Origin of the sequence: Bacillus sp. EKM202B (assembly GCF_011066025.1) — a bacterium.
GTDB lineage: Bacteria > Bacillota > Bacilli > Bacillales > Bacillaceae_G > Bacillus_A > Bacillus_A toyonensis.
On the sequence record NZ_JAAMNK010000003.1, the window covers coordinates 98,406 to 111,115 of the forward strand.

At 34.4% G+C, this 12,710-nt stretch carries 13 protein-coding genes; 3 read left to right on the top strand and 10 right to left on the bottom strand.

Annotation, left to right across the window (positions count from 1 at the left end):
• Positions 1-96: 96 nt before the first annotated feature.
• Positions 97-942 carry a YitT family protein gene (locus tag G9F74_RS06045; RefSeq protein WP_000831972.1) on the bottom strand — a complete coding sequence of 282 codons (846 nt, stop codon included), beginning with the start codon at positions 940-942 and terminating at the stop codon, positions 97-99.
• A gap of 320 nt (positions 943-1,262) precedes the next feature.
• Entirely contained in the window at positions 1,263-2,471 is a 1,209-nt protein-coding gene (locus G9F74_RS06050) for a macrolide family glycosyltransferase (RefSeq protein WP_000024447.1), read from the bottom strand.
• A gap of 418 nt (positions 2,472-2,889) precedes the next feature.
• On the opposite strand from G9F74_RS06050, the gene G9F74_RS06055 reads away from it, so the two are divergent.
• Positions 2,890-3,768: a protein kinase family protein gene (locus G9F74_RS06055; protein ID WP_000941385.1), complete on the top strand. Its 879-nt coding sequence runs from the start codon at positions 2,890-2,892 to the stop codon at positions 3,766-3,768.
• Positions 3,769-3,791: 23 nt separating this feature from the next.
• Positions 3,792-4,667, top strand: a complete 876-nt coding sequence (locus G9F74_RS06060; RefSeq protein WP_016108246.1) for a GNAT family N-acetyltransferase — start codon at positions 3,792-3,794, stop codon at positions 4,665-4,667.
• 48 nt (positions 4,668-4,715) lie between these two features.
• Here the strand turns inward: G9F74_RS06060 and alr are convergent, their stop codons facing one another.
• Positions 4,716-5,891 carry an alanine racemase gene (alr, locus tag G9F74_RS06065; RefSeq protein ID WP_002093776.1) on the bottom strand — a complete coding sequence of 392 codons (1,176 nt, stop codon included), beginning with the start codon at positions 5,889-5,891 and terminating at the stop codon, positions 4,716-4,718.
• Between the two features lie 171 nt (positions 5,892-6,062).
• On the opposite strand from alr, the gene G9F74_RS06070 reads away from it, so the two are divergent.
• Positions 6,063-6,524, top strand: a complete 462-nt coding sequence (locus G9F74_RS06070; RefSeq protein ID WP_000498009.1) for a DinB family protein — start codon at positions 6,063-6,065, stop codon at positions 6,522-6,524.
• Here G9F74_RS06070 and G9F74_RS06075 read toward each other — a convergent pair.
• The 7 genes from G9F74_RS06075 to G9F74_RS06105 all read right to left on the bottom strand — a co-directional run bounded on the left by G9F74_RS06075 (position 6,493) and on the right by G9F74_RS06105 (position 12,672).
• Positions 6,493-7,689, bottom strand: a complete 1,197-nt coding sequence (locus G9F74_RS06075) for an MFS transporter (protein ID WP_016108245.1) — start codon at positions 7,687-7,689, stop codon at positions 6,493-6,495. The two genes, G9F74_RS06070 and G9F74_RS06075, sit on opposite strands and share 32 nt — an antisense overlap.
• Before the next feature lie 202 nt (positions 7,690-7,891).
• Positions 7,892-8,437 (bottom strand): MarR family winged helix-turn-helix transcriptional regulator, encoded by a 546-nt coding sequence (locus G9F74_RS06080; RefSeq protein ID WP_000377475.1) that lies wholly within the window; start codon positions 8,435-8,437, stop codon positions 7,892-7,894.
• A 145-nt stretch (positions 8,438-8,582) separates the two neighbouring features.
• Entirely contained in the window at positions 8,583-9,359 is a 777-nt protein-coding gene (locus G9F74_RS06085) for a Cof-type HAD-IIB family hydrolase (RefSeq protein ID WP_016108244.1), read from the bottom strand.
• A 6-nt stretch (positions 9,360-9,365) separates the two neighbouring features.
• Complete coding sequence (locus G9F74_RS06090; RefSeq protein ID WP_001166510.1) at positions 9,366-9,956, bottom strand: histidine phosphatase family protein; 591 nt, start codon at positions 9,954-9,956, stop codon at positions 9,366-9,368.
• Between the two features lie 91 nt (positions 9,957-10,047).
• Positions 10,048-11,295: a stage II sporulation protein P gene (spoIIP, locus tag G9F74_RS06095; RefSeq protein WP_016108243.1), complete on the bottom strand. Its 1,248-nt coding sequence runs from the start codon at positions 11,293-11,295 to the stop codon at positions 10,048-10,050.
• Positions 11,273-12,241: an SPFH domain-containing protein gene (locus G9F74_RS06100; RefSeq protein WP_000561128.1), complete on the bottom strand. Its 969-nt coding sequence runs from the start codon at positions 12,239-12,241 to the stop codon at positions 11,273-11,275. Before G9F74_RS06100 ends, spoIIP begins: the two co-directional genes overlap by 23 nt.
• Before the next feature lie 2 nt (positions 12,242-12,243).
• On the bottom strand, positions 12,244-12,672 hold the full coding sequence (locus G9F74_RS06105; RefSeq protein WP_016108242.1) for an NfeD family protein: 429 nt from the start codon (positions 12,670-12,672) through the stop codon (positions 12,244-12,246).
• Positions 12,673-12,710 lie beyond the last annotated feature (38 nt).

Consider the following 12,710-nt stretch of genomic DNA (forward strand, 5'->3'; position numbering starts at 1 on the left):
TTTGCTAACGCTGAGTTTAACTCGTAATACAATAACAATTCAACAAAACAAAAAAGAAGATTGTCCAAAATAGCTTTTTGGACAATCTTCTTTTAGTTAATCACCTGATCGAGCGGTCCTTCCCGGACGCTTAACACCAGTTGTTTCTGTTGAATAAGAAGCTTCAATTATAGCAGTTGGATCTACAGAGAGAACGAGATCTTTCATTTTCGGATAAATGAAACGGTTTGTAATACAATAAATGATTCTCTTATGCTCTCCTAAAAAACCGCCTTCTCCATGTAGATACGTAACGGATAATTGCAATTCTTTCATAAGTAGATCGCCTATTTCTTTATTCTTACCAGAAATAATCATGACGCTCTTTCCTTGATTAATGCCATCTAATATGAAATCAATCATCTTCGTAACAATATAGAAAATTGCTAATGAGAACATCGCTTGTTCGATTGAAAATAAAATGGCCACAAAAATGAAAATAACTGCATTTACAGCAAGTAAAAATGTGCTAATTGGTACCTTAAAGTGTTTGTTCATCCAAACTGCTAACATTTCTGAGCCATCTATTGCTCCGCCCATTTTCACTACAATCCCTACACCAATTCCAAACAGTACGCCACCATAAAGTACAATTAATAGTTCAGAAGTTGTAATCGCTGGAAATGGTTTTAAATAAATCAATCCGAGTGTTGTAACGACATTCGCATACGATGTACGTATAAAAAATTTCTTCCCCATTACTTTTGCAGTAAATAGTAAAATAGGAATATTAAGTCCTAAAAACACGCCATACAGCGGTAATCCTGCAACTTTATTTGCCATAATAGCAATAGCCGTTACCCCGCCATCTACTAGTCCATTAGGCGCTAAAATAAGCTCTAGTGAACCCGCTACAATAATGGAGCCAATTGTTAATAATACGTATTCAAATACTCTCTTCATTCATTACCCCCAAAACTTATATATTTTCTTAGTATTATTTTAACGTAATCTTACTACTAATACAAAGATATCAGTTTATATACACAGAAGTTTCACCTTTACAGTGATTTTTATGTAATTGATTTAAAGCCTAATAGAAGAAACACACTTACATATTACAATAAGTGTGTTTTAAGCGTTTATTCTGCTATTCGCGAGCAGTAGACTCCCGTTTCAAATTTCAAGCTGAAACAAAGAGTCGGCTACCCAAAAACGCCCGATTCGTGTGAGCTAACAATCAGTTGTAGATGAACAAAGTCCACACTGATTAAAGTTTCACTTTATTTAAGCTTTAAATATGAATTCATTTTCATTTTAAATATTTCATCAACTGCTCTCTCATACCCACCACTATTTCGAAGTGACTTTCCAACTTTACGACTATTTTCCTTAAACGTTACATCATCCATTACTTCCTTTACAGTCTCACGTAACAATTCAGAAGTTAATTCTTTACGATTAAGCCTTATTCCAGCTCCTACTTCAGTCACTCGTTTCGCAACTAAAGGCTGATCTCCTGTTACCGGAATTACAACTAACGGGACACCGTAATATAACGCTTCACTCGAGCTGTTCATACCACCATGTGTCACGAATACATCAGCATGCTGTAATACTTCTAATTGCGGCACATAATTATACAACTTAAAGTTATTCGGAATATTTTCAAATTGACTTATATTCATTTTCTTACCAACAACTAATATGACTTTCGCTTCTACATCTTTAAACGCTTCAAAACATTTTTCATACAGGGCAGGTTGTTCATTAAAAACTGTTCCCATAGAAATAAAAATCACTTTTTCATCTTTTAAATCTTTAATAGGAAAACTGTTCTCTTCTTTTCGAGTAGCAATTGATGGACCGACAAATTTATACGATTCATCAAATACATCCGAATGTGGCTGATATTCTTTTGAAGTGTATACAATCGTAATATCGCCAGGATGATTCATAATATCATACAAACTATTACATTTCATTCCATACTGCTCTTTCCATCTTTCCATTCCCACTACACAAGATTGGTATAATGGATTGGTCTCATCTATTGGGCTCGATTCTTGCTCATCATTAAAAGTAATGTACTGATTAAAAGCAAAGGTTGTACAAGAAGAAACGCTTTGCAACTGTAGAATATTCGCTATAATACGTCCAACCGGAAAATGATTATCGTATATTAAGTAATCGTACTTTTCTCCTTTTGTTTCTTCTACAATTTTAGTAACAATACGTTCTGATGCTTCAATCATATGGGACAGCATCGTCAAAGGACTACCACCCTCATTAACTCGTTCCATAATATTAATTTGCGAAAGAAAATTCTCAAATGATCGAAATTCAGCGCCTGTTGCTTCAACCTTGTTTTTGTAATCTTCAATACAATATGATACAACTGTTTCCCCACGTCGAATTAACTCATTAACAACTGCTATCGTCGGATTAATATGACCTTCTCCAGGGAAATTTATTACGAGTACGTTCGCCATACCATTCTCTCCTTTCGATTCAACACACATTAATTAATACTTAATCATGTTAATTAATTTAAATCTATTATATAGGAATCTATTCTCCTTCTTCCTATCTTTCTCTTCATTTTATTATTGAGAAATATTGTCTAAAGCCCGCACTATTACGAGTACAGAACCTTATAAATAGGCACTTCATTCCCCTTTTACTTTTCATATCTCGTATCATACGAACTTTACATTCGAGCATTTTTCACGTTTATCATTCGAAAACATTATTTTGATAATTCATACAAAACTAGAAAAATATAATTTCCATGCTGATTTCTCACTATAAATTTATGTATGCTCTATATTGTCCCCTATCATGATCCACGGGGTACATATTCTGTTATATAATGAATTTATAGAATTTACAGAAAAATGAGGGAATTTCATGTTACAACAACTATTCACTTCACCTATTCTATCCATCCGAGCTTTACATCCAGGCTATGAAGATCATGCAAGTGACGTTTTTCTCATTCAAACAGCAGATGCAGAAGTTATCGTTCGTTCTTCTAAAATGAATGAAGAGCCAAATAATGATTTTTGGTGGGGATGCAAAAATCTCTTTGGAATTGATCCAAGGAACGTACATCATTTAGAAACGGTACATGCATTGCTGCAAAAACATACAAATCTTCCTATCCCAACAATTTTAGAAAAACATATTTTAGATGGCCGAGAATTCATTGTGGCTGAAAAATTAGTAGGTAATACAGTTCAATCTTTTATTGGGCAACCAGATTCTATTTTATTCAGCCTAGGAAAAGGACTAGCACAAATACATAAGTATTCAGCCCATTTCGTAGGAAATCCGTCACGTACACTCCAAGTTCCACTAGTGGAATTCCAGCCACACATTTTAAAAGCGAGTAAAGAACTTGTGAATAGGTTTTATTCCGATAACGAGAGCATATATAACGCATTTCATACTTTTGAGTCACAACTTTCTACCTTACCAACACCAAAGGAATCTACACTCGTCTTAATTGATATGGATCCTACTCAGTTTTTATCAGATGGTATAACTATTACTGGTTTAGTAGATACAGAAGCTTATGCAGTTGCCCCGCGAGAGTTTGATTTTATCGGATTAGAATATGTACTTTCAGAAAAAGAGGCTCATGCCTTTAAAAGTGGTTACGAAACAATTATGTCTATTCCTCATCTTGAGGAATGTAGACAGCCTTATCGTTATTTGTACCGACTGTTATCTGTTCAAGGTAGTGTGGAATTAAAGAAATGGTTAAGTTACCCATCCTATTTTTAAAAACGATTGCGAGGGATTATGAAATGAACATTGAAAAAAAGAAATCTTTAACAGCAAACGAAATTCAGCAAATGAAAGATTTAGCTCATATTTGCGGACAATACGATCAAATTGATTACTCATCAGATTTACATGTTAACTTTTTAACTGCTCGTAATAAAAAAGAAATCAATGATTTTCTATTTTTTGATGATACCCAATTAATTGGTGCATTAAGTATGTACGACTTTGAAAGACCGACTAAACTGGAGTTAATAGGATTCGTGCACCCAAACTATAGAAAACAACATATAGGCACTGCCCTTTTACAAACTGCCATGAACGAAATACAAAAAAGAGACACAGACGAAGCTCTTCTCATCATTAACGGAGATTCCTCATCTGGGAAAGCATTTGCAAATCAAATGAAATTACCTTATCTATACAGCGAGTATAATATGACGTGTAAATCAAATAAAAAACGAGAAACAATGAAGAATACTATTAAACTTTCCATCGCATCTTCAGAATTACTTCCTAATCTCATAGAAATCTCTAGTAAAGCTTTCGGGGATTCTGTAGCAAATACATCCACATGGTTGCAAAAAATGATGAAGTCACCTTCTCATCAAGTTTACGTTGCTCTTATGAATGAAAAATCAATTGGAACGATTACAGTTACTCACCAAGAGCGATCTACTACACTTTCAGGCTTCGCAGTCCATCCTTCTTATCAAGGTAAAGGATATGGTAAAGATATTCTAAGTTATATGGTACATATCCTCATTACAGAAGGAGTTTCAACGATTGAATTAGACGTCGAAACGAAAAATAACAATGCTTTACAGTTATATACACATTGTGGCTTTGAAATTATAATGAAGCATAATTATTATGACTTGTTCAAAAAACATCAATAGCCCAATTTTCATTTACGAAAAGTAAAGAAAAAACTGAATCATATCGATTCAGTTTTTTCTTAATATATTTACAACCGCAGTCGTTTCATTATTTTCTTTATAAACACGAGGAATTCTTCTGTCTAACATACATGTAACTTCATAATTAATTGTGCTCAACATATCCGCTACTTCTTCTACAGCAATTTCTTCTTCACCTTGTTTGCCGTAAAATACCACATCGTCCCCTACTTGTACTGGCATCGCTTTTGTAACGTCCAGCATAAGCTGATCCATACAAACACGACCAATAACCGGCACTCGAACTCCATTAATTAATGCATACCCTTTATTAGATAACTGGCGATTATAGCCATCAGCATAACCAATCGGCACAGTCGCAATCCATTCTTCACCCGTTGTTACATACGTATTTCCATAACTAACACCACGATTTTTCGTCGCATGTTTAACATGAGCTACTTTTGATTTTAATGACAATGCAGGCTGTAAGGAAACGACTGTATGATCCACTTCTTTCGAAGGATACATGCCGTAAACTCCAATACCAACGCGAACCATATTTTGAAATGTATTGCTTAGTTCCATTGACCCTGCACTATTTGAACTATGAATGTATGGTATTTGCATCCCTAATTCATTTGCTGTATTTACAGCTTTCTCAAATAAACTTGTTTGCATATTCGTATACGATTTATCAATTTCATCTGCCGTAGAGTAATGTGTAAACATCCCTACTACCTCTACATACTCCATACGGTTTAATTCTTCTAAAAATGGTTTAACTTCTTCTTCTTGCAAACCGATACGGCTCATTCCTGTATCGATTTTCACTTGAATACGTGCTTTATTTTGAAGACGTTGTGCAATTTCATTTATGCCTTGTAAATCTTCTATTCTATAGACTGTCATCATAACGTCATATTGAATTGCGGATTCCGCAGCTGCAACTGATGTATAACCCAATATTAAGATTGGTACAGTGATTCCAGCTTCTCTTAATTCGATCGCTTCATCGACAAATGCAACTGCAAGCTGGTTCACCCCTGCTTCAATCGCAGCTTTCGCAACTTCAACTGCCCCATGGCCATACCCATTCGCTTTTACAGCAGCCATCATTGCAATATTTTCATCGTTTACATGTTTTTTAAATTCTTTTACATTATGTTTTACAGCATTTAAGTCAACTTCAACAATTGTATCTCTTCCATATTTCAAACTCATTGGTCTAACTCCTAACTCAATAATTGCATTCCATTCTATTTCACGTTTCATATGACCTTTTACAATATAATACGTTTCACTATGCTAGTCAAACTACTAGAATTTTCGGAATTTTAAGTATGATATAATACCCTTAAGAATTAATTATATATGGAGATGAGGAGAATTACAATGTTTGTACAATCTGCGTTGCATCAACTAAAAGTTGCTGTTGATACTTCTATCCAAATACTGAATCAATATAATGAAAGTGATTTGAAAATAACACCGATTGAATCAAAGCGGTCATTATTTGAAATGTGTACACATCTTTCCCTTATTTGCCATGCTGATTTACTCATCTTAAATGGTATTTCGGAAAAAGAGTTACATACCTTTTATATAGAACAAACACCCGAAACAATTGCTCAAATGCAACAAATGATGATACAAGGGTACGATTTACTTTCTAAAACTTTTTTATCCTATTCCAATGAAGAATTAGCGGAAATTATGACTGCTTATTGGGATATTGCTTATTCTCGATTCGAATGGTTACTTGAAATCGTCGCTCACTTTTATCATCATCGCAGTCAAATTCACATTTTACTAGTTGAGCATGTTAAAGATCCTTGCATTCCTTTATTTGAATGAAAAGAGTGGAAACAAAGCCAATAAAGAGTATGACTCCTAATAAAATAAACGTCTGAGCATAGTTCCCTATTTTCATAAGATAAATAGAAATAATAGGTCCTATACTAGTTCCTAAAAATAAAACGAAAGTATAAATAGAAACCACTATTCCCCTTGCTCTCCCTCCTAATTGGCCGACAAGAGAAACTAAAGATGGAACCGATATAGCAATACCTATTACGAAGCAGACGCTCATCATTACAAGTAACGGCAGTGTCGAAATAAATCCCATTGAACTTAGACTAAAAATAGCAACTAACAATCCTCCTTGAAGAACTTTCTTTACTTCGAACCTCTTTGTTAAACGACCTGCAAGTGGTGATAGTAACATACCAAATAACCCCGCTAGGCGAAAATATAGAATTTGTTCTGCTGTTAAATTGTAAGTAGAAGAGCTCAAATAATTCCCTAAAACAGTATACATATTAACAAAAGCCATTAATAAAACAAACGCAACCATATAGCTCCATACTAAGCTTTTATGTGTAAAAACTTTCCCCATCTGTTTCATTGGCCCCAAAATATCCGTATAAGCTTGAGACGTTTCCCCTTTCGGAAGAGAATAATGAACCCATACAGCAGTAATGATATAGACAAAGCTAAGAAGAAAGAACACCATATGCCATCCAAAATGCTGACTAACAGCAGTACTTATTACTTGCCCTGCAATTCCAGCTACTAAAAAACCGGTACTAACAAACCCTATGGTTGTAACTTTTTTCTCTACTGGAAACATTTCTACAACGTAAGCTAACGCCACTGGAGAAAATGTAGCTGCTGCTATTCCCTGTAACCCTCGAAGAATAATAAGCCAAAATAAGCTATCCACAAACCCTAAGAAAAAAGAAACAATCGACAGTGCAAGCAATCCAATAAAAATCACTTTTTTTCGCCCATATTTATCAGAGATTGCCCCAAATAACAAACAACCTATAGCAAAACCTACCGAAAATATACTGCCTGTAGCCGCAGATTGCGCTAATGAAACCTTAAAAATGTCTGAAAATAGAGCGATTAAAGGAATCGTCACATATAGGCTGGACATAACTACCATACCTGCCCAACATAACACCGCTGTCATTACTGTATAATTCCTCCCACTATTTACTTCTTTTGATATTTCCATCATAAAATCTCCCCCTTACATTGATTTTCCTCATCGATTGAAAACTTATAAAGTAAATGACTCAAAATAAAATCCCTTCAACACTCACTTAATTCGTTTACGTTAAAAAATACATTATCGCCCTTTTAAATTAGCTAAACATATAATAAGGCAAACTAATTATATGTTTAAATAAAAAAGTTGACTCTCACAATCAACTTATTTACCTACCTTCCCCTAATTTCATCTGCATAATTACTTGCATTTTATTTAATAGCTTCTCTAACACTTGACGCTCTTCTTGATTAAAGTCATTAACTAACGAAGCGCAAGATGACCAAAAAGTCGGTAAAGAATGTGTAACTAGTTCTTTTCCTTTCGGAGTAATTTTCACCTTTAATCTTCTTCGATCTTCAGAATGATGGAACCTTACGATTAACTCTCGTTTCTCCATCCAATCTAATAAGCCAGTGACAGAAGCACGTGTAATCCCTAATCGACTCGCTATATCCGACGGACTCATGTTCACTTCTTCTCCATTCGATTCCATTTCACGCAAAATAAATAACAATAAAAAATCTAATTTGCTTTCCGTTATACCAAGCGGGGCTAAATCTACGTCAACAGCATCAAGAACATTATCAGACGTCCATAACATTAACAAACCAAGTTTTGCTGCGATTGGATCTGTATCCGTTGATGCTGTCTTTTTTATTAACTCTGCATATGGATCAATCCCTAAAGGAAGATCACATTTTTTTGAATCCATTCATTTTCACTCTCCTTCCTCCTATTTAATTAGTTTACCTAACTACTTTTATATTATACTCATTTCTTTCCTTTTATTGCAAGAGTATTGTTAGCAAAAAATCCTATTATGAAAACAGGATTTTTTTCACTGACTAATTATTTTTTCAAATGATCCTAAACTCTTTTAAAGCAAACGAAATGCCACCTTCACTTGATTTCTTTGTAACGAAATCAGCTTTTGTTTTTAACTCTTCTCCACCATTCCCCATTGCAATTCCTAAACCTACATACTGTAACATTTCAATATCATTTCTACCATCTCCGAATGCCATTGCTTCTGACTTACAAATATTTAAATGTTCCAATACCTTTTGGATTGCAGTTAGCTTCGATACTTTATTATCTTCCAACACATTCATAACATAACCATGAAAACGTTCAAACGTAAGCATTGGATATCTTTCAAAAAATTTTTGAGCTTCCATTTCATCAGCATACAGACATATACAATACATCTCTTCTGATAAGTTTCTAACTTTATCAGGATACCGCTCTAAATTTAAAGTTTCGTTTAATGCTCGTATTACACGTTCATCTTTTGGGGCTATACCATTCATAGAAAATTCTTCTGTAAAGTAAGAAACACTATGACCATGTAATTCAGCGAAATTTGAAATATCATGAACAATTTCACTTGAAAGTATCGATTTATGAATAACTTCTTCCTTACACTTTATATGTCCACCATTTGCAGAAATAAATGTGTCTATGCCTAGTTCTTTAAATTGTGAGCATAAACTATATGGTCTCCCTGTTGTAACAACTAAGTGAATTCCTTTATCTATTAACCTTTGTATTGCTTCTTTTGTACTTTCGTGCATACTTCTATCAATTTCACTTAAAAGCGTACCGTCAACATCAAAAAATACGACTTTGTACATAAATTTTTACATCCCGTCCAAATGATTCGTATCATTAATGAAATGTATCGTTTTTTGTTCACCCTCAATTTCAATTAAACTTATTCCCGTATCTCCCATTTTAAAATAATAGTCCATTGAAATTGGCATTTTGAAAAACGCTCGTAACATACTATTTATTACACCGCCGTGTGCAACAATTGCAATTCGATCATATGTATTCTCTGTCACGATTTTAGAAAAGATTCCTTCTATTCTCATTCTAAATTCAATAAATGATTCTCCATTTTCAAAACGGTCATGAAGAAACTTTGGTTCAGGATATTTTTTCGCTTCTTCAAAAGATAAGCCGGCTTGCACCCCATTATTAAACTCCATTAATTCCTCTTCTAGTTGAATTGGACAACCAATTGCTTCCGCTAATGTTTCACCAGTTTCACGGGCACGTTTTAATGTACTTGCCCAAATGAAATCTGGTGGAAAATCAGCCTTCACTTTCTGTACAAGTTTTTGTACTTGCTGTCTTCCCTTTTCTGTTAATTCAAAATCAGCTCGGCCTTCATGTACATGTAATATGTCTGCTTCAGATTCTCCGTGGCGTACTAGTAGTATTTGCATATTTCTCCCGCTCCTTTATTCAACATTCACAAAATTTAATTATATCATATTTTAAGGTTTCCAAAATGAAAAAGGAACGGTCTCCCGTCCCTCATCCATTCACTTTCTCTGCATCATTCCAGTAATACTTACTAAATGCTTCCGTTAATACGTCAATTGTGTTATATAATTCATCTAACGTATTATCAACACCACCAACTTCAATTAACATCGCATTTTTAGATAAATCTTGGTTATAAACGCCATTTCCATCTTTTTTATACTTCGGAAAAATCCCTCTACTTAATCCGTAATAGTTTTCATCTAAATAACTATTGATTGCTCTTGCAATTTTTTCGTTTTCAGTACGTCCTTCATTTTCCATCCCAATTATAAAATATAATCTTGCATACGATTTCCCGTTAATTACTTTTGTAGTTACTTTCTTGCGCTGATCATCACGGTGTATATCTATCGGAAACGCAATTTTATTATTTTGCGCTAATGCTTCTTTTACATATTCATGAGATGCTTTATACGATTGCGGCCATTTCCATTTTTTACTCGCTAATAAATCCCCCATATTCGTTTTATCATGAACAACTGGAATTCCTTGTCCTTCCAGTTGCTCCTTCATACGTTTTCCTAATAAGGACACATTTACATCTGGACTCGATGGATCGGTAGCTCCTGGTAATAAAGGAAAGAAGGATTCCCAACTATGTGTATGGTAAATGTATACTGCATTTTCACCTTTTTTCGTTCCGTTCTTTTTCTGCACCGGATTATTCTTTTCTGCTTCTGTAACTTTATCTTTTGCTACCTCTCGCTCTTTCGTTACTTCTTCAATCGGTACACTAGATTCATTCGGGATATTCGTAAAGTTTGTCCCTTCCCCAGCTACGATAATGTTAGAGTAATACTTTGACATACCAGGTACTTCTTTACCGACAAATGTTCTTAAATCTTTAATTTTCAAATCTGTCGCAATAGAGAACATTAAATTCCCAACAGACTCCCGTTTATTCTGCTTAAAATAATCAAATCCATAATAGTGATTCTCACTTTCTATCATTTGAACAAAACCTTGCATAGACACTTTTCCAAACCATTGATTCGCATAACTTGATTTCATTGTATGTAAAAGCGACGTCAAAATTGACGCGATAATTATTACTATTAGCGCATATAAAAAAAGTAACGAGATTAGTTTTTTCCCATGTATACGAGTTGCATACTTTTTCACTGTATCACCTTCTTTATACATGGATATGTACAAGCCTTTCGTAATATACGCACAAAAAAGAGAAATGGCATCCCATTCCTCTTCCTCACTCTTATTGTTCTTTACCTGTATCATTTGAAGGCAATTTCTTTGCTTGTTTTTCTTTAAAGATTTCTCCGATTGCCCCAAGAGTACCAAGTGTTTCAATTGCATTAGATGGAATAAAGACTTTATTTGCTGGTCCTTTTGCAACCTCAATCAATGATTCAAATGATTTATAAGCAAGTACGCGTTCATCTAAATCTGCTGCACGAAGTAATTCAATTCGGTTTTGTTCTGCTTTTGCGATTTCTTCAATTGCTCTTGCTTCCCCTTGCGCTTCTAATTCTTTCGCTTCTTTTAAACCTTCAGCTTCTCGAATACGTGCTTCTTTATCCCCTTCAGCCATCAAGATTTTACTTTGTTTTTCCCCTTCCGCACGAAGAACTTTATCTTGTTTTGCTGCTTCAGCTTCTAAAATAATCGCACGTTTATTACGTTCTGCTTTCATTTGTTTTTCCATCGATGCTTGCACATCTTTTGGCGGGTTAATGTCTACTACTTCAACACGCTCAATACGAACGCCCCATTTTTCTGTTGCTTCATCAAGCGCTAAGCGAATTTCTGTTGAAATTTTTTCACGACCAGATAACGTTTCATCAAGTTCCATTTTACCGATAATTTGACGCATCGTTGCAGAAGTAATGTTACGAACACCATATTCATAGTTTGAGATACCATATGTCGCAAGTTCAGGTTCGACAATTTGATAGAAAATAATTGTATCAATTTCTACTTGTACGTTATCTTTCGTAATTACCTTTTGTGGTGGTACATTCGTTTGTTGAATACGTAAGTCGTGATATACACGAACGCGATCTACAATTGGGATTAATATATTTAATCCTGGGTGCATAATACGCTGAAACTTACCAAATCTTTCAACAACCCCAACTTTTTGCTGAGGAATAATTTTAATTGTTAATGCGATAAATGTAACTACAATTAGCGCGAATATAATCGTTAACGTTAATGCTATCATATTTATTCACTCTCCTTTTTTACTTGTAATATAGTACTATGCCTCTTTATAACAACGACTTTTTCTCCAGTGTCAATCGAAACATCTGCAATAGCTGTCCAAGTATCTCCATCCACCTTCACAATACCGTTCGTTTCATTTGTAATCGCTTGCACAACAATTCCTTTTTTACCGACAAGCATATCTACTGTATCCGTAAAACCTTTTGCTTCTCGAAAGTTTTTTGAAATTCTTTTCGTAAAGAATGTCAATGTTAAACTTACAATCGCACCAACAGTAACTTGTAACAATAGTGCATCCGGAGCAAATAAAGCAATAAGACCTCCGACAACAGCTCCAATTCCGAGCCAAAGCATATAAAACGTTATCGACAACATTTCCGCGATAAATAAAATACCCGCTATAATAAACCAAATCACCCAACCAGCCATATGCAACCCTCACTTTCTTTCTCATTTTCTATATGTAT